The 24,392-nt window shown below is 63.0% G+C and carries 22 protein-coding genes and 1 pseudogene; 15 read left to right on the top strand and 8 right to left on the bottom strand.

What is annotated here, in order from left to right:
* Positions 1-53: 53 nt before the first annotated feature.
* Both AB6802_RS24220 and AB6802_RS24215 read left to right on the top strand, forming a co-directional pair.
* Entirely contained in the window at positions 54-362 is a 309-nt protein-coding gene (locus AB6802_RS24220) for a type II toxin-antitoxin system RelB/DinJ family antitoxin (protein WP_371012706.1), read from the top strand.
* Positions 359-696, top strand: a pseudogene (locus tag AB6802_RS24215) (type II toxin-antitoxin system RelE/ParE family toxin). Before AB6802_RS24220 ends, AB6802_RS24215 begins: the two are co-directional and overlap by 4 nt.
* A 92-nt stretch (positions 697-788) precedes the next feature.
* Here the strand turns inward: AB6802_RS24215 and gmk are convergent.
* From gmk to fabD, 7 genes are all read right to left on the bottom strand, one after another.
* Positions 789-1,463: a guanylate kinase gene (gene gmk / locus AB6802_RS24210; RefSeq protein WP_371012705.1), complete on the bottom strand. Its 675-nt coding sequence runs from the start codon at positions 1,461-1,463 to the stop codon at positions 789-791.
* Between the two features lie 5 nt (positions 1,464-1,468).
* On the bottom strand, positions 1,469-2,359 hold the full coding sequence (locus AB6802_RS24205) for a YicC/YloC family endoribonuclease (RefSeq protein WP_371012704.1): 891 nt from the start codon (positions 2,357-2,359) through the stop codon (positions 1,469-1,471).
* A 156-nt stretch (positions 2,360-2,515) separates the two neighbouring features.
* Positions 2,516-3,772 (bottom strand): endolytic transglycosylase MltG, encoded by a 1,257-nt coding sequence (gene mltG, locus AB6802_RS24200; protein ID WP_371012703.1) that lies wholly within the window; start codon positions 3,770-3,772, stop codon positions 2,516-2,518.
* Between the two features lie 162 nt (positions 3,773-3,934).
* Positions 3,935-5,197: a beta-ketoacyl-ACP synthase II gene (gene fabF / locus AB6802_RS24195; RefSeq protein ID WP_371012702.1), complete on the bottom strand. Its 1,263-nt coding sequence runs from the start codon at positions 5,195-5,197 to the stop codon at positions 3,935-3,937.
* Positions 5,198-5,232: 35 nt separating this feature from the next.
* Positions 5,233-5,469, bottom strand: a complete 237-nt coding sequence (locus AB6802_RS24190; protein WP_006203723.1) for an acyl carrier protein — start codon at positions 5,467-5,469, stop codon at positions 5,233-5,235.
* A gap of 199 nt (positions 5,470-5,668) precedes the next feature.
* Positions 5,669-6,406, bottom strand: a complete 738-nt coding sequence (gene fabG, locus AB6802_RS24185; RefSeq protein WP_371012701.1) for a 3-oxoacyl-[acyl-carrier-protein] reductase — start codon at positions 6,404-6,406, stop codon at positions 5,669-5,671.
* Between the two features lie 59 nt (positions 6,407-6,465).
* The gene (gene fabD / locus AB6802_RS24180) at positions 6,466-7,407 is read right to left on the bottom strand and encodes an ACP S-malonyltransferase (RefSeq protein WP_371012700.1); all 942 of its coding nucleotides are present in this window, start codon (positions 7,405-7,407) and stop codon (positions 6,466-6,468) included.
* Between the two features lie 273 nt (positions 7,408-7,680).
* Here fabD and AB6802_RS24175 point away from each other — a divergent pair, with 273 nt between their 5' ends.
* The 3 genes from AB6802_RS24175 to AB6802_RS24165 all read left to right on the top strand — a co-directional run bounded on the left by AB6802_RS24175 (position 7,681) and on the right by AB6802_RS24165 (position 12,593).
* On the top strand, positions 7,681-9,609 hold the full coding sequence (locus tag AB6802_RS24175; protein WP_371012699.1) for an LTA synthase family protein: 1,929 nt from the start codon (positions 7,681-7,683) through the stop codon (positions 9,607-9,609).
* Positions 9,610-10,062: 453 nt separating this feature from the next.
* Entirely contained in the window at positions 10,063-10,686 is a 624-nt protein-coding gene (locus AB6802_RS24170; protein WP_371012698.1) for a hypothetical protein, read from the top strand.
* Positions 10,683-12,593, top strand: coding sequence for a caspase domain-containing protein (locus tag AB6802_RS24165; protein ID WP_371012697.1), 1,911 nt, complete (start codon positions 10,683-10,685; stop codon positions 12,591-12,593). Before AB6802_RS24170 ends, AB6802_RS24165 begins: the two co-directional genes overlap by 4 nt.
* A 316-nt stretch (positions 12,594-12,909) precedes the next feature.
* Here the strand turns inward: AB6802_RS24165 and AB6802_RS24160 are convergent, their stop codons facing one another.
* Positions 12,910-14,538, bottom strand: coding sequence for a pilus assembly protein TadG-related protein (locus AB6802_RS24160; RefSeq protein ID WP_371012696.1), 1,629 nt, complete (start codon positions 14,536-14,538; stop codon positions 12,910-12,912).
* A gap of 573 nt (positions 14,539-15,111) precedes the next feature.
* Between AB6802_RS24160 and rpsF the strand changes: the two genes are divergently transcribed.
* The 10 genes from rpsF to AB6802_RS24110 all read left to right on the top strand — a co-directional run bounded on the left by rpsF (position 15,112) and on the right by AB6802_RS24110 (position 24,387).
* The gene (rpsF, locus tag AB6802_RS24155) at positions 15,112-15,597 is read left to right on the top strand and encodes a 30S ribosomal protein S6 (protein WP_371012695.1); all 486 of its coding nucleotides are present in this window, start codon (positions 15,112-15,114) and stop codon (positions 15,595-15,597) included.
* The gene (gene rpsR, locus AB6802_RS24150) at positions 15,597-15,845 is read left to right on the top strand and encodes a 30S ribosomal protein S18 (RefSeq protein WP_006203718.1); all 249 of its coding nucleotides are present in this window, start codon (positions 15,597-15,599) and stop codon (positions 15,843-15,845) included. The genes rpsF and rpsR overlap by 1 nt, the downstream gene beginning before the upstream one ends.
* 205 nt (positions 15,846-16,050) lie before the next feature.
* Positions 16,051-16,635 carry a 50S ribosomal protein L9 gene (rplI, locus tag AB6802_RS24145; RefSeq protein WP_371012694.1) on the top strand — a complete coding sequence of 195 codons (585 nt, stop codon included), beginning with the start codon at positions 16,051-16,053 and terminating at the stop codon, positions 16,633-16,635.
* Between the two features lie 235 nt (positions 16,636-16,870).
* Entirely contained in the window at positions 16,871-18,166 is a 1,296-nt protein-coding gene (locus tag AB6802_RS24140; protein WP_371012693.1) for a class I SAM-dependent methyltransferase, read from the top strand.
* Between the two features lie 70 nt (positions 18,167-18,236).
* Positions 18,237-18,560 carry a YnfA family protein gene (locus AB6802_RS24135; RefSeq protein WP_371012692.1) on the top strand — a complete coding sequence of 108 codons (324 nt, stop codon included), beginning with the start codon at positions 18,237-18,239 and terminating at the stop codon, positions 18,558-18,560.
* Between the two features lie 3 nt (positions 18,561-18,563).
* Complete coding sequence (locus AB6802_RS24130) at positions 18,564-19,529, top strand: small ribosomal subunit Rsm22 family protein (RefSeq protein WP_371012691.1); 966 nt, start codon at positions 18,564-18,566, stop codon at positions 19,527-19,529.
* A 603-nt stretch (positions 19,530-20,132) separates the two neighbouring features.
* The gene (locus AB6802_RS24125) at positions 20,133-21,623 is read left to right on the top strand and encodes a replicative DNA helicase (protein WP_371012690.1); all 1,491 of its coding nucleotides are present in this window, start codon (positions 20,133-20,135) and stop codon (positions 21,621-21,623) included.
* A 15-nt stretch (positions 21,624-21,638) separates the two neighbouring features.
* Positions 21,639-22,244 carry a hypothetical protein gene (locus tag AB6802_RS24120; RefSeq protein WP_371012689.1) on the top strand — a complete coding sequence of 202 codons (606 nt, stop codon included), beginning with the start codon at positions 21,639-21,641 and terminating at the stop codon, positions 22,242-22,244.
* The gene (radA, locus tag AB6802_RS24115) at positions 22,244-23,647 is read left to right on the top strand and encodes a DNA repair protein RadA (RefSeq protein WP_371012688.1); all 1,404 of its coding nucleotides are present in this window, start codon (positions 22,244-22,246) and stop codon (positions 23,645-23,647) included. The genes AB6802_RS24120 and radA overlap by 1 nt, the downstream gene beginning before the upstream one ends.
* A 47-nt stretch (positions 23,648-23,694) precedes the next feature.
* A complete protein-coding gene (locus tag AB6802_RS24110) occupies positions 23,695-24,387 on the top strand; it encodes a CvpA family protein (protein WP_371012687.1) in 693 nt (230 codons plus the stop codon).
* Positions 24,388-24,392: the final 5 nt, after the last annotated feature.

Below are 24,392 nucleotides of genomic sequence, written 5' to 3'. Positions count from 1 at the left end.
AGGTATGGCAATCGTCATTCAAACGCATTACATTGTTGACAAAGGAGATCGCCATGCCGGCGAACGCACTTGTCCAGACGCGTATCGATGCCGACATCCGGGATCGGGCCTCCGCAGTGCTCGAAAGTATGGGGCTGACGGTGTCGGATGCGGTGCGGATTCTGCTTACCCGAACCGCCAACGAAGGTGCGCTACCCATCGATCTCGTCACAAACAACGAGGCCTACGACGTATGGTTTCGCGCCAAGGTGCGAGAGGCCCTCGATGACACGCGACCCGACATCCCCGACGAACAAGTCGAGGCGCATTTTGCTGAAAGACGCGCGGCTGCGCGTCGCAAGGCTGGTGAACCTAGATCTTGAAAATCGTCTGCTCGCCATTCGCGTTATCGGACCGCGACGGGATTTTTACGCATGTCGAGGCTGACAACCCCGCCGCCGCGATCGCCATCGATGCGCGAATTGTCGCCGCTATCAGCCGCCTGCGAGACTTTCCCGAAGCGGTCGAATCGGCAGGCTTGCCGGAACACGAGAGCTCGCGATCGTCGGCACGCCGTACATTACAGCCTATCGGCTGGCCGAGGACAGGATTCGAATTTTGCGCGTGCTTCACGGAGCACAGCGTTGGCCGGACGATCTCCCTAAAGCGCGTCGCGCTGAAACGGATTCAGACGACGCGCTTAAGTCTTTGTTTTGATGCATGTCGCCGTCCCAGAACCGCTGCACACTTCTGGGCGACATGCATTAGGCTGATGCGATTATCGGTTTAGCGACGCAACGGCGCCCGGCTTACGGCGTCTTCTCGTCCAGCAACCCGGATACAAAATCGAACAAGCCGGGCCGCCGGTCGCGCCTAAGCCGCTCGGCGGCGACGATCGCGCGGACTTCGGCGAAGGCGCGATCGAGATCGTCGTTGACGATGACGAAGTCGTATTCCTTCCAATGCTCGATCTCGAGGCGGGCGTTCTTCAACCTGGTCTCGATGACGGATTCCTGGTCCTCGGCGCGGCGCTTGAGGCGCGCCTTCAATTCCTTCATCGACGGCGGCAGGATGAAGATCGAGACGATGTCGGCGCGCATCTTCTCCTTGAGCTGCTGGGCGCCCTGCCAGTCGATGTCGAACAGCATGTCGCGTCCCTGGGCCAACGCCAGCTCCGCCGGTTCGCGCGGCGTGGCATAGCAATTGCCGTGCACCTGCGCCCATTCGAGCAGCGCGTCGGAATCGCGCAGCCGCTCGAACTCGCGCATGGTGCGGAAATGATAGTGGACGCCTTCGATCTCGGAGCCGCGGCGCGGCCTTGTGGTGACGGAGACCGACAGCTCCAGACTTCCATCGCTTTCCAGAAGATTGCGCGCAATCGTCGACTTGCCGGCGCCCGACGGCGACGACAGCACAAGCATCAATCCGCGGCGGCGGATGCGGGACCCCAGATCCCGGGCAGCCGTCGGCTCCTTGGCAACCATTCCCGTCACTCCAGATTCTGGACCTGTTCGCGAAACTGATCGACCACCGTCTTGAGTTCCAGTCCGATCGCGGTGACCGCGGCGGCGTTCGACTTGGAGCACAGCGTATTCGATTCGCGGTTGAATTCCTGCGCCAGAAAATCGAGCTTGCGGCCGACGGCGCCATCGCCGCTTAGCAGCGCCCGCCCGGACGCGACATGGGTCTTCAGCCGGTCGATCTCCTCGCGGATGTCGGCCTTGGTGGCGAGGAAGGCCGCCTCCTGATGCAACCTGGCGGCATCGAGATTGGCCGCGGCGTCCATCAAAAGCCGCACCTGCTCGGCAATGCGCTCGCGGATCGCGGCCGGCTCGCGCGAGGGGTCGGCCTCGGCCTTTAGCGTCAGCGCCTCGATGGCGTCGATATGGCCGGCAAGCAGCGCGCCGAGTGCCGCGCCCTCGCCGCGCCTTGCCTGCTCCAGCCCGTTGAGCGCCGCGTCGAGCGCCGTCAGGATCGCGGCGTCAAGCACTGCCCGCTCCTCCTCGGTCTCGACGGCCTCGGGAATGTCGAGCACGCCGCGCAGCGACAAGAGGCCGTCGGCGGTGGCGGGCTCGATGCCGTATTGCTCCTGCAAGCGCTTCGCCAACCCCGCCAGGTCCTTGAGGAACGCTTCGTTGACCACCGGCAGCACCTGCTTGGCCGCGGCGCGGCCGACCGTCAATGTCGCCTGGAAATTGCCGCGCGCGAAGCGCTTTTGAACCGTCTGCCGGACGACGGTCTCCAGCCGGTCGAAACCTGGCGGCAGTCGGAGCCTCACTTCGACGCTCTTGCCGTTGACCGATTTCACCTCCCAGGCGATCGAGGTCCCGTCGCTTTCGGCGACGGACCGCGCGAAGCCGGTCATGCTTTGCAGGTTCATTGTGCCTGTCATCCCCTGTCGTGGCCCGCGCGTTCTATGCCAGGCGCCGCGCACCCCAGAAATCGCCGGTCCGATGCCCGGACGGCGGATCCCCTCAAAACATGAATATGGCCCCGCGTCAAAGGACGCGAGCGGGCAGGCTGAAGATGGCGTTGCCTATTGCGCGGCGTCGCCGCCGGCATCGCCGTTCTCGCCTGCATCGCCTCCGGCGTCATTGCCATCGGCGTTGTCGTCGGGAGCGGCGGGCGCCGTGGTCTGGCCGGAAGCCTTGGCGGCCGCATCGGCCTGCTTCTTCTGCAGCGCCCGGTAGCGGGCGACATTCTGATTGTGCTCTTCCAGCGTCGCGGCAAAGACGTGACCGCCATTGCCGTCGGCGACGAAATAGAGATCGTCGGTCTTCGACGGGTTGGCGACCGCTTCCAGTGCCGCGCGGCCCGGGCAGGCGATCGGCGTCGGCGGCAGGCCCTTGATCAGATAGGTGTTGTAAGGCGTCTGCTTGTCGATATCGGACTGGTAGATCGGCCGGTCGGCGGGTTTACCCTTGCCGCCGAACAGACCGTAGATGATGGTCGGATCGGACTGCAGCCGCATGCCCTTGGCCAGGCGGTTGAGGAAGACGGCGGCGACGCGCGAGCGCTCGTCGCTTCGGCCCGTTTCCTTCTCGACGATCGAGGCAAGGGTGACGAAATCATCGATGTTGGCGATCGGCAGATCGGGCGCGCGATGCGACCAGACATCATCGACCAGCTTCTTCTGGTCGGCAACCAGCTTGTCGATCATCTGCTGCCTGGTGGCACCACGGGTGAAGCGCAGCGTGTCGGTGGATATGCTGCCCTCCGGCGGCAAGGTGGCCGGCATGGCGCCGGTCAGCGCCTCCTGATCGGCGACCCGCTGCAGCGCCTGCTCGACCGTCAGCCCTTCCGGGATGGTCAGCGAGTACATCACCGACTTGCCGCTCTTGAACAGATCCATGATGTCGCGCATCGAAGCGCGCGGCTTGATGGCATATTCGCCAGCCTTCAGCGCCGTTTCATTGCCGGTAGCGCGCACGCCCATCCTGAAGATGCGGGCATCGCTGATCAGATTGCGACGCTCGAGCTGATCGGCGATCTCCTGCACGCCGGTGTTCGGCTTGATCATGAAGGTGTCGCCATTGGCCGACGGACCAGCCTCGGTGAAGGCCTGCATGCCGAAATAAAGCGCGGCGCCCGAGGCGAGCACGAGCAGGATGACCACGGAGAGGAAGAAGTTCAGGAACACGACGACCTGGCTGCGCGAAGCACGCGAGCGCTTTGACGGCGGCGGTGGTGTGCCGGCCTCCGGACGCAGCGCCTCGGCCGCCGTCTTGGGCACGATGGGCCCCTTTGTGCCTTGCCGTCCGAAATCCCCGCCGCCGCCTGGATTTGTGTTCATGGCCCTACCGTCTGATCTTGCAACGAATCCCCCGCGGCAAAGCTAGGGGCGAATTTGGCAAAAATGACGGCAGTTGGCGGACTGCCGGTCAGCTGTCTGTTTTTGGGCAATCCCGGGCGGAAAACCGCTGCGCAATTTTGCCGGGATGCCCTGCCTGGCTGCTCAGCCACTGTAACGCTGGAACACGAGCGATGCGTTGGTGCCGCCAAAGCCGAAGGAGTTCGACAGCGCGACATCGATCTGGCGCTGGCGTGGTTTGTTCGGCACGAGATCGATCGCCGTCTCGCGTTCGGGATTGTCGAGATTGATGGTGGCTGGGGCGATGTTGTCGCGGATGGCGAGGATCGAGAAGATCGCTTCCGCCGCACCCGCGGCGCCCAACAGATGGCCGATCGACGACTTGGTCGACGACATCGATATCTTCGAGGCGGCATTGCCGACCAGCCGCTCGACGGCGCCGAGCTCGATCGTGTCGGCCATGGTCGAGGTGCCATGCGCGTTGATGTAGTCGATGTCGGCCGCCGTGAGCTTGGCGCGGTTCAGCGCCGCCGTCATGCAGCGGAACGCGCCGTCGCCGTCTTCGGCCGGAGCGGTGATGTGATAGGCGTCGCCGGTGAGGCCATAGCCGGTGACCTCGGCATAGATCTTGGCGCCGCGCGCCTTGGCGTGTTCCAGTTCTTCCAGGACAACCACGCCGGCGCCTTCGCCCATGACGAAGCCGTCGCGGTCGCGGTCATAAGGACGCGAAGCGGTTTCGGGCGCGTCGTTGCGGTCGGTGGAAAGCGCCCGGCATGCGGCAAAGCCGGCGAGCGACAGCCGGGTGACCGGCGCCTCGGCGCCGCCGGCCACCATGACGTCGGCGTCGCCCCACATGATCAGCCGGGCGGCATCGCCAATGGCATGCGCGCCGGTCGAGCAGGCGGTGACCACCGCATGGTTCGGGCCCTTCAGCCCGTGGCGGATGGAGACCTGGCCGGAGACCAGGTTGATGATCTGTCCGGGGATGAAGAATGGGCTGATGCGGCGCGGGCCGCGTTCCTTCAGGATCATCGCATTTTCGGCGATGCCGTCGATGCCGCCGATGCCGGAGCCGATCAGCACGCCGGTGGCGCATTGATCCTCATGCGTCTCGGGCTTCCAGCCGGAATCGGCCAGCGCCTCGTCGGCGGCCGCGATGCCATAAAGGATGAAGTCGCCGATCTTGCGCAGCTCCTTCGGCTCAAGCACGGCTTCCGGATTGAAGGTGCCGTTGGAGCCGTCGCCGCGCGGAATGATATGGGCGATCTTGCAAGCAAGATCGTCCACCTCGAATTCGGTGACGCGGCGGGCGGCACTGCGGCCGGAAAGCAATTCCCGCCAGCTGTGCTCGACACCCATGCCAAACGGCGAAAGCAGGCCAAGGCCCGTGACGACGACACGCCTCATCGCAGGTCCTCCCCCGGTGATGCCTGCGGAAAGGCTCAGGCCGAGGCCTTGTCGATGTACTTCACGGCATCGCCGACGGTCAGGATCGTCTCGGCGGCATCGTCCGGAATCTCGACGCCGAACTCTTCTTCGAACGCCATGACGAGTTCGACCGTATCGAGGCTGTCCGCGCCCAGATCGTCGATGAAGCTCGCCTGCTCCGTCACCTTGTCGGCATCGACGCCCAGATGCTCGATGACGATCTTCTTGACGCGCTCTGCGGTGTCACTCATTTGGGGCAATCCTCGTCTTATGTTGTCTATCTTCGTTAGCGGGCGGAATGCCGCTAATCAAGCTGAAAGATGGTCTTGCGGGAAACGCAACGCCACAGGACCGGTTTTTGCCCGAACCGCCGGGTTGCGGGCCGCATTACACGAAAAAAGCCGGGCGTCCAAGCCGAAATGGCTGTTTTCACAGGCGCCCGGCCTTACCTCAGATCATCGCCATTCCACCGTTCACATGAATGGTCTGGCCGGTGACATAGGCTGCTTCGTTGGAGGCGAGATAAGCGACGGCCGACGCCACTTCAACGCTGGTGCCCATGCGCTTGGTCGGGATCGCAGCCATGATCGCCTCCTTCTGCTTGTCGTTGAGCTTGTCGGTCATGGCCGATTCGATGAAGCCCGGGGCGACGCAGTTGACGGTGATGTTGCGGGTGGCGATCTCCTGCGCCAGCGACTTGGAAAAGCCGATCATGCCGGCCTTGGAGGCGCAGTAATTGGTCTGGCCCGGATTGCCGGTGACGCCGACCACCGAGGTGATGTTGATGATGCGGCCATGGCGGCGGCGCATCATCGGATGGGTCAGTTCGCGGGTCAGCCGGAACACGGCGGTCAGGTTGACCTCGATCACCGAATCCCAGTCGGCGTCGGACATGCGCACGAACAGGCCGTCCTTGGTGATGCCGGCATTGTTGACCAGGATGTCGACGCCTTCGAGCTCGGCTTCCGCCTTCTGGCCCAGCGCCTTGACCGCGTCGCGGTTCGTCAGATCAGCCGGAAACAGCTTTACACGATCGCCGAGCTCGCCGGCCAGCGCCTCGAGCTTCTCGACGCGCGTGCCATGCAGGCCGACGATGGCGCCCTGGCTGTGCAGCACCCTGGCGATCGCCTCGCCGATGCCTCCCGATGCGCCGGTGACGAGCGCCTTGCGGCCGGTCAGTTCGAACATTTTTGTCTCCTGATCTCAGAGCGCACCCTTGCCACAGGTGCCGTCAAATCGCCAGCCCGTCACCCCAACGCGGCCAGCGCCGCCTCGACGTCCGCCGCCGTGCCGACGGCCCCGGTGGTAATGTCGCGGTTGATGCGGCGCGCCAGGCCCGACAGCACCTTGCCGGCGCCGACTTCGTAGAGGCTCGACACACCGTTGGCGCCGAACCATTCCACCGTTTCGCGCCAGCGCACGCGGCCGGTTATCTGATCGACCAAGCGCCGGGCGATCTCTTCCGGATCGCTGGTCGGCGTCACGGTGACGTTGGACACGACCGGGACCACAGGCCCACGCTTCGCCACGCCGGCCAGCGCCTCGCGCATGATGGCGGCGGCCGGCGCCATCAGCGCCGAATGGAAGGGAGCCGAAACCTGCAGCATCAGCGCGCGCTTGGCGCCCTTTTCGGTGCACAGCTTCGCCGCCAGCTCGACCGCCGCCTTGGCGCCGGAAATCACCAGCTGGCCGCCGCCATTGTCGTTGGCGACCTGGCAGACGGAGCCCTTGGCGGCCTCGGCGCAGGCGGCTTCGACATCGGCCTGCTCCAGGCCGATGATGGCGGCCATGGCGCCCTCGCCCGCCGGCACCGCGGCCTGCATGGCGTTGCCGCGCGTGCGCAGCAGCTTCGCCGCATCGCCGACCGAGACGAAGCCGGCCGCGGCAAGTGCGGAATATTCGCCCAGCGAGTGGCCGGCGACATAGGCGACCCTGTCCTTGAGCGAAAAGCCGCGCGCTTCCAGCGCCCGCATCGCCGCCAGCGACACCGCCATCAGCGCCGGCTGTGCGTTGGCGGTCAGCGTCAGCGTCTCTTCCGGCCCTTCCCAGATCAGCTTCGACAAATTCTCGCCGAGTGCCGCGTCCACTTCCTCGAACACGCGGCGCGCTTCGGGGAACGCATCGGCAAGGTCCTTGCCCATGCCGACGGCCTGGCTGCCCTGGCCCGGAAAAGTGAACGCGACGGCCATTTTGGTCTCTCCAGAGGCTGGTTTTCCTTGCCTCTGGCGCAAGGCGGACGGCCAAGTCAAGCCCGTGGAAGTCCATTCCGCCGCTATTTCAACCTACAAAACCGGCTGACTACCTGTTCCAAAAGGCTTTTTGGCGATCACACCTGATGAAAACCGCTCACGTTTAGTTTGCTGGCTCTTCTTATTTCCGCAACAGGCGCTAGCTTCGCGTGACAATTCGATGACAGAACCGTGACGCGCGTGGAAGGCGCGTTGCGGGGGCTGGGGGAAGTAGTGGCAAGGATCAGGAAAGGCACGGCCAAGCCCGTGCCGCAGTTTTTGGAAGACGATCCGTCCACCGGCTATCTGCCGGGCCGGCCTTGGCCAACCGTGCGTTACGGCCTGGCGACACTGCTTGCCTCGGCCTTGCTTGTGTTTGCCGTCGAATGGATCGTGCGCGGCGACTTCTTCGGCACGGTCGACTTCTTCCTGCAACCCTTCAAGCCGGGCTGGACCACGATCATCGTCTTCGCGCTGGTCATGGTCGGTTTGGACGCCATCCTCGGCCGCAGCTACCAGAACCTGATGATCGTGGCGCCGTTGACGCTGGCGCTGGCCTTTGTCGGCCACCAGAAATCGCATTATCTCGGCGATCCGCTCTATCCGACGGATTTTCTGTTTGCCCGCCAGATCATGGCCTTGATGCCGCTTCTGGTGCGCGAGCGGCCATGGACCGCCGTAATGCTTGTCGTCGGTATCGTCGGCGGCCTGACGCTCTTGGTCTATGGCTGGCGGCTGTGGCGCCGGCGCGTGCCGATCCTCAGTCGCAAGGGCCGCCTGGCACGACTGGCGCTGGCCGTGCCGCTGCTCGCCTTCTTCGTCTCCATCATGGATTACGCCACCTTCTCGTGGACGCGCGACCGGCTGCAGATCATTCCGATCATGTGGGACCAGAAGGAAAACTACGCGTCCAACGGCTTTGCGCTGGCCTTCGCGATGAACGTGCCGATGGCGCATGTCTCGGCGCCGCCCGGCTATTCCGACAAGACCATGGCGGCGATCCAACGTCCCGATGTCGCGGCTTCCGTGCCTGACGAAAAACCCGATATCATCGTGGTGATGAGCGAATCCTTCTGGGATCCGACGCAGCTTCCCGGCGTCACCATCAAGCCCGATCCGATCCCGACGGTGCGCGCCTTGCGCTCCGGCTCGATGTTCTCGCCCGAATTCGGCGGCATGACCGCCAATATCGAATTCGAGGCACTGACTGGCTTTTCCAACGCCTTCCTGCCGGCGGGCTCCATTCCCTACCAGCAATATGTGCGCACGCCGACGCCGTCGCTGGCGACCTTCCTGAAAAGCGAAGGCTATAATGCGCGCGCCATCCATCCCGGCACCAATTGGTTCTGGAACCGCGGCGCCGTCTATGCCGATTTCGGCTTCAAGGACTTCAAGTCGGAAGAGACGCTGCCGCCGATGGAAAAGCGCGGGCCGCTGGCCTCCGATGCTGCGATGACCGACGAGATCATCCGCGAGGCCGATGCCAGCGACGACCCGGTGTTCTTTTTTGCGGTCAGCCTGCAGAACCACGGGCCCTACGAACCCTATCGCTACAGCAATCCGACGCATACGGTCGACGCGCAGATCAGCCCCTGGGCGCGGGAATCGCTGCTCTCCTACGCCGAAGGCTCGGCCGACGCCGACCATGGCCTGCAGCGGCTGGTCGAATGGGCAAAGAAGCGCCAGCGGCCGACCATCCTCGCCTTCTTCGGCGATCATTTGCCGCCGCTCGGGCCGGTCTATGTCGAGACCGGCTTTCTCAAGGACAATGTCGCGCCGCGCAAGGAGCCGACGGCCGAGGCAGCACTCGATCACCACGATACGCCCTTGGTGATCTGGTCGAACCGCTCCGGTCCGGTCCAGAACATCGGCTCGGTGAGCCCGGCCTTCCTGCCCTACCACATCCTGACCACGGCAGGCATCACCCACCCCTATTACACAGGCTTCCTCGGCGCGCTGCGCGAACACTACCGCGTGGTCGACCGCAACCTGCTTTTGTCGCCGACGGGCGAAGCGACGCCGGACTGGGCGCGGCAGAAGCAGATCGACCCGAAGATCAACGATTTCCGGCTCATCCAGTACGACATGATGTTCGGCAAACGGAACTCGGCGCCCGATTTCTTCCCCGAGACGGTAGACAAGCTCGTCGCGCATACGAGTTGAGGCGAGCGGCGGTTGGGCCCGGCGGACAGTTGGGGCCAATCAATCAGCGCCGTTGCCGTGAACCATCAGACCATCAAGCATTCAGAGGTCGGTCAAACAAACTGGCCGATCTGCCTGTTAAAGATCATCGCCGAAGCAGTGATTGAATGGCGTTTATTGGGGCCGTTACGAGACTGTCTGCTTTTCGGGTGCAGAATCAGAAAGCAGACGTGCGAGAAAATAGAGGTCCGAGTCTCGAACGGTGCGCCGCACGGGGTAAAGAAGAAAATAACTTCGTCTACTCGATAGCCCTCTAAGACGATCTTTTTGAAAGAAGCGCGGCATCTCGAAGATGCTGTGGGCAACATGCTATTGGCGCGCCTTTCACCTCGGAATCGTCAAATCCGCAACGTTGTCCGGACGTAGCTTCACGATTATATCGATGTGAACACCACCGCAACCACGAGTCCCCAAGTGACGCCATTCAGATACCGCAGCGGCATCAAGGAATTCAACGAGGCGTTCACCAAACAAGTTGCGGCCGAGCTGCAGAAGCGGCGCGACGAACTCATCTCCCCCCGGAATGCGCAGAAATTCCAGCATGGCCGAATGTGGAAGACAAAGCCTACGGAGCACGGCGACGACGCCGGCGAAATGCAGGCGCATTCTTTCGAGTTCTTGTCCCACTTCAACGACATCGTCAATCACGACCTTACCAAGTTCGTTGAGGCGAGAAACCGTTTGGTCGAGGGGCTGACGACGCAGTTCCAAGCTTCCCTTTACCAGACGATCAGCCAGTCTACCGAGAAATCGGGAAATACAGTTGTCGTCGGCCCGGGGCAGTCTCCTGCCGAGGCCTTCCTAGCCGCCCTTGAGATGATCGAATTTGGCATTGACGAGAATGGCCAGGTCAGTCTGCCGCAATTTCACATGGGACGAGAACGCTTCGAAAAGACCATAGCTGATCTCGAAGCGCAGGGACCGGAGTTCACCGAGCGCATCGAACAGGTGAAGGCCGAGAAGTCCGAACTCGCCAGACAGCGGGAAAGCGAGCGACATGCGAAATTTCCTCCGGCTTGGGAAAGAGACTCGCTTTGAGAGTGCTGATCGCCATCGGTTGCGACGTCTACGACAATCCGCCCCTCCAGCCCCTTGCGGGCGCGGAGAACGACGCCGCGACAATCTTCGAGCACCTCGCGGCGAAGAACTGGGGTGAGTACGATCAGGCGCAGTCTAAGCTGCTACTGTCGCCGACGATGGCGGAGTTGCGATCGACCATCGAAGCCGCACTCTTCTCCGGCCCGCCCATCGAGGAATTGACGTTCTTCTTTGCCGGACACGGCGGCGTGAAGGACAACGCCTACTTTCTCTGTCTGAAGGATACCGACGTCAGCAGGATGTCGCTGAACGCGCTGTCGATGCCACAGCTCTTCGGCTGGATAACCGAGGCAAAGATCCGTCACACCAACCTGATCATCGACGCCTGCCACGCGGGCGGGGTCGTCCATGACATCGGCGTCCTGCTCAACCCTAATGTGATTGGGAAGGCAGGATCATTGGCCATTTCGATCCTGGCGGCGGCGGGTTCCGACGAATATGCAGGAGAATCGGATGGAACCGGGCACTGCACGAGCGCGCTGATGTCGTGCCTGAAAGGAGAAACACCCGTTCAGACCACCCGACCGTCGTTTGACCTAGTTGAGGTCGGACAAGTCGTGTCAAGGCTGATGCATGGCACAGGCCAGTCCCCAGTCTGCTGGGGGATCAATCTCTTCGGTATTTCCCAACTCGCTAAGAATCCTCGCTTCTCCGGAGGTAGTGCACACATCAGCGAGACGTTCCCGGATCTGGCTTCGGACGGCGCAGGCAACGAGCATATCCGCGCCGCGTCGGATGCACTCTGGGAGCAGTACCTGTCGCTCACCAGAGAGTTTGACGCCGAGCGGTTTCTGGATGTCGTCCAGCCGGTCTGCGCAAACCTAGAGGACGAGCCCGCGGTCGCTTCCGCCTTCATAATGGGGTTGGCCGCGACCTTCGGCGCCCGCATTGCTGCAACGGGCGATCACTTCGACGTTGCCAGACTCCGGTCTGCGTGCGCGGTCGCGCTTCTGCCAATGGCGGTTTCCAGCACGCACTGCGCCGATGCCATCATGCAACTATCGAAAGAGGTCGTTGCGTCGATTGGCGAGGGGACCGATCAGCTTTTGGCCGACTTTACCGAAAGCACCTATGCGTTGCTCTCGAAGGACGGCGGCATTGCCGACTTCTACTTCCTGCCGCTGCGGCTGATGAGCATCCTGGGTTGGCTCGGTGCCGCGGCGCACATCCAGACTATGTCCGGCGAGAGCACAGCGGTGATCGCTCCGAAGGCGGCCGACCTCGTGCGCCTGATAATGGCGCATTACAGTAATTCGATCGTGCCAGTTTCTGACGAGATGACCCCGTTCTACGTGTCTTTTGCGGGTGCCGCCGATGTCTTGGGCTGCGAAGAGGAGATGGAATCGATTTCTGGCCTGCTGCTCAGGATTCTTCATCAACGGGGCGGGCGGATCGCCGCTCCGGGGCTGAATGGCGAGGACGCGCTACGGTTTCTGACTGCCGTTGCCGACGGGCGTTGCGATGACTTTCGAAACATTCTGGCGAATCCGACGAGCCTCTTGCCAGCGGTGCTTTTGGTCATGGACCGAAGCGGGCTCGGTTATATCGCCGACGGTGCGATGAAGGGCTTCGACCACATAAACATCAACATCTTCGTCCCCACCGACTTCAGCACATTCGGAGCAGGCCTTATCGAGGACGGGACGAACTTCTCGTTAAACATAGGCCACACCGTGTTCAGCGTCCGTGATCTCGTGGCCGAATGGTCGAAGATCAAAGCGCATCTGAGCGCTGACACTGTACTGGCGTCTCCCGCGGTCCGGATTTCCAGCGTTCTTGCTTCCCTGCTGCGTCCGGATCGCGTCGCATGGTTTCTGGTCGCCGGACAGGCCGCCAAGCCATCCTAATCGGTCAGGGTTATTTCTACCGCGGAAAACGGCAAGACCTTGGGCTCCCAATCGCATATCTGCGCGGGCTGATGGCTCTGAGCCAATTGGAATAAGATTGGTCCGCTTTGGGGAGCGCTGATTATATCCTGAATGTCCTAAATAGGCGCAAAGCGGACATTTCTGACGCTCGCAAACTTTAGGCTGAAGGTCACCCAGACCGACAACCCGATAGGCATTTCTGCGATGCCCGCACGGAAGTGCCTGTGTTACATGGCAACGGTCGCGGCGGAACTACTCCGCCATCACCGCTCTCATGCCACGCGCGCCACACTCATCAATTCGTAAGCTGCAACCTCGAGAACTTGTTGGCGATCGTCTGGAAGACGTTCGGCAATTTGGCTGGGTCCTCGACGGCGTAGTAGTCGCTCGGGTCGGACGCGCAGCCGCTGTAGAGCGAGCGGTTGGCGGCGGTGTCGGCCTGCAGCACCATGGTGTAGATTTGGACGCCCTGGTTTTTCAGCTGCGTGCAGACATCCTTGGTCCAGCCGTCGACATTGCGCGCCGCCGACGTCTGGTTCTCCGAGCCGAAGCGGCCGCTGGCGAGATAGCCGTAGGATGTGTAGTCCGATTTCTGCGGCGTGTTCGAGGCGCCATAGACGACGTTCTCGCCATCGGTCAGAAGCATCACAATCTTGGTGACGCCCGGCGTCTTGTAAGGCGAAGCGTCGGTGTAGGGCGGCTGCGGCGACAGCACCCGCATGCCCCAGGCCAGACCCTCCGAGACATTGGTGCCGGAACCGTTCCATTCACTCATCTGCGCGGCCGCGGTGCGCAGCTGGTCGAAATCGGTGGACAGCGGCACGATCGGCGTCGGGCAGGCGCGGTTCGGGCCGATGGTCACCGGGCTGCCGGTTTCGGTGATCAGCGTGGTGGTCGAGGCGACGTATTTTGCAATCGTCTTCAGATCGGCGCTGAGCAGCGCATTGAGAAGGCCGGTGAGCAGCCCGCTGAGATCGATGCCCAGGATGTTGCCGCCCAGCTTGCTGTTGTCGATCGTGTCGTCGAGATAGGAATTGTTATAGCCGGTCGCCGAATTGCCGTAGGAGGCCGACGGCTTCCTGGCGATATCTGGGTCGTCCGGCGCGAAATAGGGCACGAACAGCGTTTCCGGCTTCGACGGGTCGGGCGGCGTGTCGGCGATGTTCAACGCGCCGGGACGAGCCTCGACGCAGCCTTTCCATCCGGTGTTGCTCCAACCGCCGTTGCGGCCAAGCTGCTTGAAGAGCGCCATATGGTTCGGGCGCTTGCCGTTGACGACCGGGAAATTGACGCCGTTGGTCGGCGACTTGCCGTCCATGTCGATCCAGGACGGATCGAATTCGGGGCCATCGACATTGACGGCGGTGACGAAGGGCACCAGGGCGGCGCGCACCTGGCGCGTCGGCGACTTGACCGCTTCGAGATAATCGAGCAGCGACTTGGTCGCCGTGCGAAGCGCCGTGATGCGAGCGCCGGCCATCGAGCCGGTGTTGTCGAGCACCAGCACCACTTCGAGCTGGTTGTTGGATTCCACCGCGCCGGCGTCGACGCTGATGTGCTTTTCGGCCCCGAACAGGAAGGCGAAGTTGAGATTGACGTCGGCCGAGGCGACGGCCTTGGTCTTGACGAAGTTGACGCCCCTGTCGACGGTCAGCGTGGCCTTGGCGTTGGAAAGCTCGCCATGGCTGGCGACATTGGCCTGGAAGTAGCTGTTGAAGGCGTCGTTGCGCGTCGTCTCGGCATCGCCGAGATGCGAGGAGGCAAGGTTCGCGGCATCAAGCGCGTTCTGCAGATTGCTTTTGGCGCGCATCAATGTCGAGACGTCGGTAGCGAACGCCACCGCGCCGAGGATCGCCGGCACGCCGAGCGCCAGCATCAACGAGAAATTGCCGCTCCGCGAGCGCCAAAATTGCCTGAGAAGCATTTCCTACCCCCGGAATTGCCCAATTTTCCGCCGCCATGCGGCCCGCGGGGGAGTTCATGCGCCTTTCATGATAAACGGGTGGTTACAACCCGGCACAACCTTATGGGGTGGTTAAAGTCGGATTACCGGAAAATCGATAAATTCGACAATTTTGAAATGTTGGCGTTTTTCCCTAAAGCGCTCTGCGCCGAACGCTGAAACAGGCTCAAGCGACGCGCTTCAGGTCTTTGTTTAATGCATGTGTGTTTTCCCAAAACTGAGGTCACTTTTGGGCGACATGCATTGGCTGCGACATGTTGGAGCCCGGCCCGGCGGTCTCCTAGCCTTGCCTTCGGCTGAAATTGCTGTATAGACCCGCGCAATCTGCCGGTCCTTGCTGGGGGCTGAACGGAGGGCCGTGGTTTTCAAAAGCCACGACACGAAGCGACAAGCGCTTCCAGCCTCCCGTGTCTCCGCTCTCGACCGTCTCGTGATGCTCCTTTCTTCTCCGCTCGTTCGCGACCGGGTCAGACAAGTTGCAGAGGCTTAGCCGCGAGGGCCGGTAAGAGAAACGAAGAAAGGCACTTAAACATTATGGCTCTTTACGAACATGTGTTTCTTGCCCGGCAGGACCTGTCGCAGCAGCAGGTTGACGCGCTTGTCGAACAGTACAAGGGCGTCATCGCAGCAAATGGCGGATCGATCGGCCGGATCGAGAACTGGGGACTGAAGTCCCTCACCTACCGGGTCAAGAAGAACCGGAAGGCTTACTACACGCTGATGGACATCACTTGCCCGCCGGCCGCGCTCAACGAAATGGAGCGTCAGATGGGGCTGTCGGAAGACGTCCTTCGCTTCCTCACCATCAAGGTCGAGGCGCATGAGGAAGGCGCTTCGGCGATGATGCAGAAGCGCGAAGAGCGTTCCGAGCGCGGCAGCTTCGGCGACCGCGATCGTGGCCCGCGTTCGTTCGGCGATCGCGACCGTGGCGACCGTGGCCCGCGTTCTTTCGGCGACCGTGAAGGCGGCGACCGTGGCCCGCGCCGTCCGCGCGAAGGCTTTGAAGGGGGTGCAGAATAATGGTCGACATCAACCAGATCCCGACCCGGCGCCCGTTCCATCGCCGCCGCAAGACCTGCCCGTTCTCCGGCGCCAACGCTCCGAAGATCGACTACAAGGACGTGCGTCTGCTGCAGCGCTACATTTCCGAGCGCGGCAAGATCGTGCCGTCGCGCATCACCGCCGTCAGCCAGAAGAAGCAGCGTGAACTCGCCAAGGCGATCAAGCGCGCCCGCTTCCTCGGCCTGCTGCCCTACGTGGTTCGCTAACCTCTTCAGCGGGCGGCTTGCCGCCCGCGCATTCACCGGCACGGCGGGCGTGTCGGCTTGAACATTAAATCCCGAGTTGAGGCCACAAACCTCTAACTGCCACGCAGGCAGGACAGCGACACCGGCGCCACGCCCCTTTTGCTTCCTGACCTGTTCCAAAGAATCCGACGCCATCCCGGATGGCGCCAAACGAAGGAACGAAACCATGGAAGTCATTCTCCTCGAGCGCATTTCGCGCCTCGGCCAGATGGGCGACACCGTCAAGGTCAAGGACGGGTTCGCCCGCAATTTCCTTTTGCCGCAGGGCAAGGCGCTGCGCGCCAACGAAGGCAACAAGAAGAAGTTCGAGGGCCAGCGCGCCCAGCTCGAAGCCCGCAACCTCGAGCGTAAGTCGGAGGCCACCCAGGTCGCCGAGAAGCTCGACGGCAAGAGCTTCATCGTGGTCCGTTCGGCCGGCGAGACCGGCCAGCTCTACGGCTCGGTGTCGACGCGCGACATCGCCGACCTTTTGACCGCCGAGGGCTTCTCCGTCAGCCGCACCCAGATCGAGCTCAACCAGCCGATCAAGACCATTGGCCTGACCAATGTGGCGATCGCGCTGCATCCGGAAGTCGAGGTCACCGTGACGCTCAACATCGCCCGCTCGACGGAAGAGGCCGAGCGTCAGGCCAAGGGCGAGGAACTGACCACCGCCGAGGCCATCTACGGCGACGACATCAACGACAACGCCCGTCCGGAAAATTTCTTCGACCCGAACGCCGAGTTCGAAGGCGGCGAAGACAACGCCTGATTTCAGGCCTGCTGCCGGGGCAGAGCTCCGGTTTGCAAGCCTCCAGATTTTTCTGGACCAACGCCCGGGTCTCCGACCCGGGCTTTTTTGTGCCAAATGGAACTTTTCTAAACCCTATATCTTGGTGCACATTGCAGCGTGGCGCGTCGATAGGACGCGGGCGATGCGCTGCGGTACTTTTGATTTGGCATTCCAGTCCGACTGCCGGATGGTCCGACTGAGGGGACATTTGGTCATGAATATCCTGCTGAACCACGTTCTCGAGCGCCTCGTGCATGTGGGCAATCTCACGGTAACCGGCCCGAAAGGCTCGACGCACAAATTCGGCGACGGCAGCGGCGAGCCGGTGCACATCCACATCAAGACGCCGCATGCCGAGCGCGCCATCACCTTCGACCCGATGCTGGCGGTGCCGGAAGCCTATATGGACGGCGAGTTGGACGTGCTCGAAGGCGGTGTTCTCGGTCTGATGCGCATCGCCTTCCAGAACATGGGCTCGAGCGGCATCGACGTGGCCTGGTCCAAGGCCATCGAGGGCTTGCGCCATGCCTTCCGCCGGCTGCAGCAGATCAACACGGCGGCGCGCTCGCGCCGCAACGTGCAGCGCCACTACGATCTGTCGGGCGAGCTCTACAAGCTCTTCCTCGATGAGGACATGCAGTATTCCTGCGCCTATTTCGAACAGCCGGACATGACGCTGGACGAGGCGCAGCTCGCCAAGAAGCGCCATATCGCCGCCAAGCTGAGGCTGAAGTCCGGCCAGACCGTGCTCGACATCGGTTCCGGCTGGGGCGGACTTGGCATCTATCTCGCCAATGCCTTCGACGTCGACGTGCAGGGCGTGACCTTGTCGACCGAGCAGCACGGTGTCGCCACCGACCGCGCGCACGCGCAAGGCTTGCAGGACCGTGTGCATTTCGAGTTGAAAGACTACCGCGCGCTCAACGAGCGGTTCGACCGCATCGTCTCGGTCGGCATGTTCGAGCATGTCGGCCTCAACCACTACCGCACCTTCTTCGACAAGGCGGCGACGCTTCTGAAGCCCGACGGCGTGATGCTGCTCCATACCATCGGCCGTTCCGGCGTGCCGTGGGCGACCAGCGCCTTCATCCGCAAATACATCTTCCCCGGCGGCTACGTCCCGGCGATGTCGGAAGTGCTGCCGGCGATCGAGAAGTCGGGCCTCGTGGTCACCGACGTCGAAATCCTGCGGCTGCACTATGCCGATACGCTCAAGCATTGGGGCGAGCGCTTCGCCGCCAACCGCGACAAGGCCAGGGCGATCTATGACGAGCGCTTCTGCCGCATGTGGGAGTTTTACCTCGCCGCCTCCGAAGCCGCCTTCCGCTGGCAGGACCTGGTCATCTTCCAGTTCCAGATCGCCAAGGTGAACGACACGCTGCCGGTGACGCGCGACTACATGGCCAAATGCGAGAAGGCGCTGGAACTGCGCGACCATGGCCGTGAGGAGCCGGCGGCAGCACCCGCAGCCGCCCCCAAATCGACCCGCCGCCGCAAATCGGTGGAGTGAGCTCTACGCATTGCCGCTTGCCATTGCGGCCCGACGACACGAAAAAGGTCTCGTTCGCGAGACCTTTTTCATGACCTACCTCATCTACATCGCAGCCGCGCTTGCCGAGATCGCCGGCTGCTTTTCGTTCTGGGCCTGGTGGCGGCTGGAGAAGTCGCCGCTCTGGCTTGTTCCGGGCCTGGTCTCGCTGGCGCTGTTCGGCTTCCTGCTGTCGCTGGTCGAAACGGACGCCGCCGGCCGTGCCTACGCCGCCTATGGTGGCATCTACATCGCCGCCTCGCTCGGCTGGATGTGGCTGGTCGAAGGCGTGCGCCCCGACCGCTGGGACATGGCGGGGGCGGCGCTCTGCATCGCGGGTGCTTCCGTCATCCTCCTGGCACCGCGCGGAGCGTAGGCCATGGAACTCCCCGCCCCGCTCCGCCAAGGCGTCGACGGCCTGCTCGAAAACGTGCCGCTGCCGGCGTTGAAGCAGGCGGCAAAGACGCTTTCGGAACGCTACCGCGCGGAGCTGCGCGACGGCCGCCTGCATATGGGCGAGGACATGGCGGTCAAGGCCTATCTGGCGACAAGGCTGCCCGCCACCTATGCCGCCGTGCGCGCCAGCCTGAATGCGTTGGTGGCAACGCGGCCTGATTTCCAGCCGAAGACGCTGCTCGATATCGGCGCCGGGCCTGGCACGATGCTTTGGGCCACCACCGACGCCTGGCCGGAGCTGGAACAGGCTGTGCTGGTCGAGGCAAGTGCCGCCGTGCGCAAGGTCGGGCAATCGCTTGCTGCCGGCATGATCGCCGTCCGCACCGACTGGATTGCCGGCGACGCCACCATCGACCTCGATGGCCTCCAGCCTACCGACCTCGTCAGCATTGCCTATGTGCTGGACGAGGTCGCGCCGGCCTCGCTGCCAAAACTCATCGATCGGCTCTGGCGGCTGACCGCCGACACGTTGCTCATCGTCGAACCCGGCACGCCGGCTGGCTGGCGGCGCGTGCTGACCGCCCGCCAGCAGCTGATCGAGGCGGGTGCGCATCTCCTGGCGCCCTGTCCGCACCGGGCGCCCTGCCCGCTGACGCCGCCCGACTGGTGCCATTTCGCACGCCGCGTCGCCCGCTCGCGCCTGCATCGCCTCGTCAAGGACGCGGATGTGCCGTGGGAAGACGAGAAGTCCATCTATCTCGCCGCCTCGCGGCAGCCTGCGCCGGCGCGCCCGGCGCGGGTGATCGCGCCGCCGAAGGCAGGATCGGGAAAGGTCGTGCTCAAACTTTGCCAGCCGGACGGCAGCGCCGGCGAGCAGTTGTTCAGCAAGCGCGATGGCGAGGGTTTCAAGGCTGCGCGGCGGGTCGATTGGGGCGATGCGTTGGGATAGGTCCCGGCGGACGCCGGTGGCGTCGGCCTCGAGAAAGGCCGCAGCGGCGGTGCCTTGGCAGATCGCCGACTTTGGAGATTAGCCGGAAGCACCCGAACTTCGTCATCCACGGGCGGAGCGGGAGCGAAGCGGACGCGCAGACCCGAGGATCCATGCCGGGACATCAGCCGAAGAAGTAAGGCGGCGCAGAATGGAGTTCGTTCTGAACCGCTGCAACGCTCGTAAGTAATGGCATGGATCCTCGGGTCTGCGCGCGTCGCTTCTCTCCTTGCTCCGCCCGTGGATGACGACTTGACGGGTGTTTCGGCTAATCTTGAACGCTCGTGCCACCTGCCCCGAATGCACATAATGGATCCGCTGCAAGCGCGTCCCCCAGCGACCGGCTATCCAAATTGTTCTTGCTTTGTTCGATAACGCCGAATAAGAATCACCGCTTGCCGAGTCAACCGGAATCGGGCCACCGGAATTCTGTCCTGTGGATGGTTTGCCGTCCCTGTGAACAACGTGAAATCAAGGTCGGTTGGCTGCGCGGTGATGCAGAAAGGTCAGCACCCAATCGTCTCGTTCTGATATCGAGAAAGCGGGATCGAAATCGGGGACATCATGGCAGAGGCGGCACGGAAATTCGGCGCGGCGGAAACGCCGCTTTATCGCGAGGCACCGAACAACATCGAGGCCGAGCAGGCGCTGCTTGGCGCCATCCTCGTCAACAACGACGCTTTCTACCGTGTCTCCGATTTTCTGAAGCCGGCGCATTTCCATGAACCGCTGCACCGCCGGATCTTCGAGGTCGCGGCCGAGCTCATCCGCATGGGCAAGATCGCGACGCCGATCACGCTGAAGACCTTCCTGCCGGCCGACGAGAAGGTCGGCGAGATGACGGTGGCGCAATATGTCGTGCGGCTTGCCGTCGAGGCGGTCACCGTCGTCAACGCCACCGACTATGGCCGCGCGATCTACGACCTTGCCACGCGCCGGGCGCTGATCACCGTCGGCGAGGATATGGTCAACATCGCCTATGATGCGCCGGTCGACATGTCGCCTTCCGACCAGATCGAGGATGCCGAGCGCCGGCTGTTCGAGCTGGCCGAGACGGGCCGCTACGACGGCGGCTTCGAAAGCTTCAACGATGCGGTCAAGACCGCCGTCGACATGGCCAATGCCGCCTTCATGCGCGACGGCCATCTGTCGGGCATCGCCACCGGCCTGCGCGATCTCGACCGCCGCATGGGCGGGCTGCAGCCATCCGACCTGATTGTGCTTGCCGGCCGCCCCGGCATGGGCAAGACCTCGTTGGCCACCAACATCGCCTTCAACATCGCCGAAGCCTATGTCCCGGCACAGCAGGCCGACGGCTCCTTCAAGGCGGCCAATGGCGGCGTCGTCGGCTTCTTCTCGCTGGAAATGTCGTCGGAGCAGCTCGCCACCCGTATCATCTCCGAGCAGACCGAGATCTCATCGTCGAAAATCCGCCGCGGCGAGATCACCGAGATGGATTTCGAAAAGCTCGTCGCCTGCTCGCAGACCATGCAAAAAATCCCGCTGTTCATCGACCAGACCGGCGGCATCTCGATCGCGCAGCTTTCGGCCCGCGCGCGGCGCTTGAAGCGGCAGCGCGGCCTCGACCTCATCGTCATCGACTATATCCAGCTGATGCAGGGCTCGAGCGCGCGCGCCTCGCAGAACCGCGTGCAGGAAATCACCGAGATCACCACCGGCCTGAAGGCCTTGGCCAAGGAGCTCGGCGTGCCGATCATCGCGCTGTCGCAGCTGTCGCGTCAGGTCGAAAGCCGCGACGACAAGCGCCCGCAGCTTTCGGACCTGCGTGAATCCGGCTCCATCGAGCAGGACGCCGACGTGGTGCTGTTCGTCTATCGCGAGGAATACTACCTCAAGAACCGCGAGCCGAAGCTCGGCACCGAGGAATACGTCAAATGGGAAAACGAGATGAACGAGATGCGCGGCAAGGCCGAGTGCATCGTGGCCAAGCAGCGCCATGGGCCGACCGGCTCGGTCAGCCTCGCCTTCCACGGTGAATTCACGCGGTTCTCCGATCTGGCGGAAGAGCATCATATCGCGGAGAGGTTCGAGTAGGTTTGGAGCAGCCGATTGGATTTCAGTGACATCTATCAGCGAATGAAATTCGAGGCGTACCAAATCTCTGAAGAAGAACGCACGCAACTGACTGAATATTTGAAATCATCCGGCTCAACTTCTCACTTAGATTCGAACACCGCCTTACTGGTATTCTGCTATTCGAGTGATCCGACACCCCAGAACGTCGAATTGGTGAGGAAATTCCTTGGCAATCAAGCTAAAGACTACATTCGCAGCGCAGCAGTGACTGGCCTATATCGGATTTGGCGCCTGAGCACTCCATCCGATATCGATGATCTGTTGAGGCTTTTGGCGCTGTGGTCGGTGGAATCTCGATACGACAGCTCTCTGGCCGCTATTGGGTGCGCATTCAATCTGATGCATCTGCTTCAAGATCGCCGCCTCTCCGTAGCGCTGCTGCAGTTGTTGGAAACGCTGCACGAAGACGTCCGACAAGTGAATGATGTGGCGGTTGGCTTATTCCGCTACGCGTGCTGGTCAGCCTACGACAATTGGGCTCAAAGAAACGAAGAGCGTCGCATCCATTTCGATACGATCGAGGAGGCCTTGCCGATTTACTGGGATCGCCAGAAATATCTCTTGGAACCGATAAACTGATGGCCAAATCGCGCGTTCAGTTCATCTGCCAGAGTTGCGGCTCGGTGCATCAGCGCTGGGCCGGCAAATGCGACGCCTGCGGCGAGTGGAACACGCTGGTCGAGGAAGGCACGTCCGGCGGCATCGGCTCGGGACCGGCCAACACGCGCAACGCCCGCAAGGGTCGCGCGGTGGTGCTGACCAGCCTTGCCGGCGACATCGAGGACGCGCCGCGCATCGTTTCGGGCATTGGCGAGCTTGATCGCGCCACCGGCGGCGGCTTCGTGCGCGGCTCGGCGCTGCTGGTCGGCGGCGATCCCGGCATCGGCAAGTCGACGCTGCTCACGCAAGCGGCCGCGGCACTTGCTTCGAAAGGCCATCGCATCGTCTATGTCTCGGGCGAAGAGGCCGTCGCGCAAATCAGGCTGAGGGCACAGCGGCTCGGCGTTGCCGGCGCACCGGTGGAGCTCGCCGCCGAAACCAATGTCGAGGATATCCTCGCCACCATAGCCGACGGCAAGCGGCCCGATCTCGTCATCCTCGATTCCATCCAGACGCTGTGGACCGACCTTGCCGATTCGGCGCCGGGAACCGTCACCCAGGTGCGCGCGTCCGCCCAGGCGATGATCCGCTATGCGAAATCCACAGGTGCGGCGATCGTGCTGGTTGGCCATGTCACCAAGGAAGGCCAGATCGCTGGACCGCGCGTCGTCGAACACATGGTCGACGGCGTGCTCTACTTCGAGGGCGAAGGCAATCACCACTTCCGCATCCTGCGCACGGTGAAGAACCGTTTCGGCCCGACCGACGAGATCGGCGTGTTCGAAATGTCGGACAAGGGCCTGCGCGAAGTCTCCAACCCGTCCGAACTATTCCTTGGCGAACGCCACGCGAAATCGCCGGGCGCCGCGGTTTTCGCCGGCATGGAAGGCACCAGGCCGGTGCTGGTCGAGATCCAGGCGCTGGTCGCGCAATCCTCCCTCGGCACGCCGCGCCGCGCCGTTGTCGGCTGGGACGGCGCGCGGTTGTCGATGGTGCTGGCGGTGCTGGAAGCGCATTGCGGCGTGCGCTTCGGCCAGCACGATGTCTACCTCAACGTCGCCGGTGGCTACCGGATCAGCGAGCCGGCCGCCGACCTCGCGGTCGCCGCTGCACTGGTTTCGTCGCTCACCGGTCTTGCCCTTCCCGCCGATTGCGTCTATTTCGGCGAAATCAGCCTATCGGGCGCGGTGAGGCCGGTTGCGCATGCGCAGCAGCGCCTCAAAGAAGCCGAAAAGCTGGGTTTTGGAAGCGCCGTGCTGCCGCTCGGCAGCGAGGAAGTTGCCGGGGGGATCGGGGCCGGTGCGTTCCAGCCCACCGAGCTTGCCGACCTTGTGGCGCGCATAGCCGGCTCACGGCGCAGCCGCGCCGACGAGACGGACTGATACGGCTCGACGGGCCGTGAAAACGAGATCGGAGTGGGGCCAAAAACATGCCGATTACGCTGCTTGACGGAATCCTGGTCGGCTTCACCCTGGTCTCGGCAATGCTTGCCATGGTGCGCGGCTTTTCGCGCGAAGTGCTGTCGGTCGTATCCTGGGCGGCGGCGGCCGCGGCGGCGTTCTTCTTCTACAAGCCGGTGCTGCCCTACATCAAACCCTATGTCGACAACGACAAGATCGCGATGGCCGCGTCGGCCGGCGCCGTCTTCCTCATTGCGCTGATCGTCGTGTCCGTCATCACCATGAAGCTCGCCGACTGGATCATCGATTCGCGCATCGGCGCGCTCGATCGCACGCTGGGCTTCCTCTACGGCGCGGCGCGCGGCATCCTGGTCGTCGCGGTGGCCCTGCTGTTCTTCAACTGGCTGGCCGGCGCCAAGGCACCCGCCTGGATCGCCAACGCCAAATCGCGGCCGCTGCTCGAGACGATCGGCGCCAAGCTCGAAAGCGTGCTGCCCGAAAACACCGAAGAGCTGGTCAACAAATACACCCACAAAGGCACGCCGCAGGCAGGCGCGCCGGCAACGGGCGACCAGCCCGCGGCAGAGCCGCCGGCAGCCGGCGACGACAACGCCCCTGCGCCCGACGACAGCGAGGGCGATGCTCCGGCCGACAACGAGCCGGCGCCTGCCACGCCAGCACCTGCTCCTGCCCCCGCGCCTGCTCCAGCGCCGGCAAACTGATTTCG

Source organism: Mesorhizobium sp. RCC_202, from assembly GCF_041355295.1.
In the GTDB taxonomy this organism is placed as follows: domain Bacteria; phylum Pseudomonadota; class Alphaproteobacteria; order Rhizobiales; family Rhizobiaceae; genus Mesorhizobium.
Note: the sequence above shows the minus strand (reverse complement) of the source record. Positions and strands in the feature narration are given on the sequence as shown.

Bases quoted from the DNA above. Each gene is read 5' to 3' on its own strand.
- AB6802_RS24220 (WP_371012706.1), top strand. From the start codon at position 54: ATGCCGGCGAACGCACTTGTCCAGACGCGTATCGATGCCGACATCCGG.
- gmk (WP_371012705.1), bottom strand. From the start codon at position 1,463: ATGGTTGCCAAGGAGCCGACGGCTGCCCGGGATCTGGGGTCCCGCATC.
- AB6802_RS24205 (WP_371012704.1), bottom strand. From the start codon at position 2,359: ATGAACCTGCAAAGCATGACCGGCTTCGCGCGGTCCGTCGCCGAAAGC.
- mltG (WP_371012703.1), bottom strand. From the start codon at position 3,772: ATGAACACAAATCCAGGCGGCGGCGGGGATTTCGGACGGCAAGGCACA.
- fabF (WP_371012702.1), bottom strand. From the start codon at position 5,197: ATGAGGCGTGTCGTCGTCACGGGCCTTGGCCTGCTTTCGCCGTTTGGC.
- AB6802_RS24190 (WP_006203723.1), bottom strand. From the start codon at position 5,469: ATGAGTGACACCGCAGAGCGCGTCAAGAAGATCGTCATCGAGCATCTG.
- fabG (WP_371012701.1), bottom strand. From the start codon at position 6,406: ATGTTCGAACTGACCGGCCGCAAGGCGCTCGTCACCGGCGCATCGGGA.
- fabD (WP_371012700.1), bottom strand. From the start codon at position 7,407: ATGGCCGTCGCGTTCACTTTTCCGGGCCAGGGCAGCCAGGCCGTCGGC.
- AB6802_RS24160 (WP_371012696.1), bottom strand. From the start codon at position 14,538: ATGCTTCTCAGGCAATTTTGGCGCTCGCGGAGCGGCAATTTCTCGTTG.
- rpsF (WP_371012695.1), top strand. From the start codon at position 15,112: ATGGCTCTTTACGAACATGTGTTTCTTGCCCGGCAGGACCTGTCGCAG.
- rpsR (WP_006203718.1), top strand. From the start codon at position 15,597: ATGGTCGACATCAACCAGATCCCGACCCGGCGCCCGTTCCATCGCCGC.
- rplI (WP_371012694.1), top strand. From the start codon at position 16,051: ATGGAAGTCATTCTCCTCGAGCGCATTTCGCGCCTCGGCCAGATGGGC.
- AB6802_RS24140 (WP_371012693.1), top strand. From the start codon at position 16,871: ATGAATATCCTGCTGAACCACGTTCTCGAGCGCCTCGTGCATGTGGGC.
- AB6802_RS24135 (WP_371012692.1), top strand. From the start codon at position 18,237: ATGACCTACCTCATCTACATCGCAGCCGCGCTTGCCGAGATCGCCGGC.
- AB6802_RS24130 (WP_371012691.1), top strand. From the start codon at position 18,564: ATGGAACTCCCCGCCCCGCTCCGCCAAGGCGTCGACGGCCTGCTCGAA.
- AB6802_RS24125 (WP_371012690.1), top strand. From the start codon at position 20,133: ATGGCAGAGGCGGCACGGAAATTCGGCGCGGCGGAAACGCCGCTTTAT.
- radA (WP_371012688.1), top strand. From the start codon at position 22,244: ATGGCCAAATCGCGCGTTCAGTTCATCTGCCAGAGTTGCGGCTCGGTG.
- AB6802_RS24110 (WP_371012687.1), top strand. From the start codon at position 23,695: ATGCCGATTACGCTGCTTGACGGAATCCTGGTCGGCTTCACCCTGGTC.